A 1,734-nucleotide genomic window follows, 5' to 3' on the forward strand; every position below is an offset into this window, starting at 1 on the left:
CGGCCCTTCGGCGGGGCGACGTCATGCGGCTGCAAGCAGTGCAACTACCTGTGACTGGCGGGTGCGCGCTCGAGGCTGGCCGCGCAGCCATGCATCGACACGCACGAGGTTCATAGCTGCTGCGGTACAAACGTGCTGAAGATGGGTCTTGGCCTGCCCGAGATAGCGGCAGCGACGCAAGCCGAAGCTGCGGATGCCCTGAGACAGCGTGCCCTCAATACCGGCGCGACACGCATAATGCGTTTTCCACAATTCGCCGTTCTGTTCCCGACGGCGGGCCTGCAAGGCCTCATGGGCAGGCTGTTCCAGGATCGTCAGACGCCGAGGGTTCGCCCGACAACCAGGCTTGAAAGGGGAGCACAAGACCCGGCTGGGGCAGGAATTACAGCTCTTCTGAGAGAAGCCAATTCGAACAACGGCAACGCCTCGTTCATCCCGCTCCTCTTTCCAGCTTTGGCTGATCTGACCTGCTGGGCATCGGGCGATGCGCTCGGACCAGTCAATGGTGAAGGCACTGAGATCGAACCCTTGCCCAGCCTGGGCCTGTCGACTGCTGTCCGGTAAGGCTGGGCCGAGTAGTTCCAAGGCATAACTGACCCGGCTGGCGACTAGCAGGTCGGCGTTGACATACCCGGAGTCCACCGCATGAATGGCCGGGAGCAATCCGCGTGAAGCCAAAGCACTGTGAACCGTCGCCGTCATGGCGACATCGGCCAAGCCCGCCGCCGTGGTCTGGACATCCGTGATCAGGTGCGGCCGGTCGGCGTCGCAGGTCTCGGTCAGATGGACCTTGTAGCCGATCCAGCCGATGTTGCGCTTTTTGGCGTAGCGAGCTTCTGGATCGTAGGGCGAATGAAGGCGCCCGCTCACCGGCGGCTGATCGGCCGGCTCGCGCCAGCGGACGCTGTCTCCGTCATGGTAAAACTGCTGGATCCAGACGAGCCGCAGCCGCTCCACGGCCAGCGGCCGATCCGGCCAGAAGCCCTCCCGCTCGTTCAACAAAGCGGCCAGCAGGTCGTGACCATCCGTGCCGATGGCTTCAGCCAGCGCCTGACGCGCGGCCAAGCTCTTGGGAAGACGATACTGCTCGACTCGGGCGCCGTATCGCTCTGCCCAGTCTGATCGACCGTGTTGGACCAGCCAGGCAGGGGCGGCTTGGGCCAGGGCATGGAGGGCCGCCCGCAGGGTCTCCCCGACAAACTCCAGCCTGTTGAGCGTGCGGATCGCGGCCAGAACATGAGTGGAGTCGGTGCGTTGTTTGCCACGCGACTTGATGAGGCCATGCGCGCCCAAACGCTCGAGCAGGATCTCCAACAGGCACCGGTCCTGACCGCCGGCCAGCAGGCGTGCACGGAACTCGCAGAGAACCGAGAAGTCAAATCCCGGATCGGTCAGTTCCAGACCCAGGGCATACTTCCAGTCGATGCGGCTGCGCACCGCCTCGGCCGCTTGGCGATCGGACAGGTTTTCGAGGAACTGGAACAGTGTGACCAACGCCAGCCGCCATGGCGCAATCGCCCACTGCCCCCGGGCATGGTAAAGGTCCGCAAACATGGCATCCTCGTAGAGAACGCCGATCTCATCGCGAACCCGCATCAGCAAGGTGCCTTTGCGAAAAGCAGCCCGGGCCACGCGTGCCGTTTCCTCGGGAACAGGATCGATCAATGATGGATGCATAGCCATGGCGCCCTCCAGCGTTTCCACGGCTTAACTCCCTGCAAGCCTGAATGGCCA

Annotated in this window: 1 protein-coding gene; it reads right to left on the reverse strand. The window is 63.5% G+C overall.

All coding sequences use genetic code 11. From position 1 onward, the window contains the following. Positions 1 to 21 precede the first annotated feature (21 nt). Positions 22 to 1,683 (reverse strand): IS1182 family transposase, encoded by a 1,662-nt coding sequence (locus ACFOM8_RS22925; protein WP_377764672.1) that lies wholly within the window; start codon positions 1,681 to 1,683, stop codon positions 22 to 24. Positions 1,684 to 1,734 lie beyond the last annotated feature (51 nt).

The sequence above is a fragment of the Paracoccus angustae genome (genome assembly GCF_042648745.1).
Taxonomy (GTDB): domain Bacteria; phylum Pseudomonadota; class Alphaproteobacteria; order Rhodobacterales; family Rhodobacteraceae; genus Paracoccus; species Paracoccus angustae.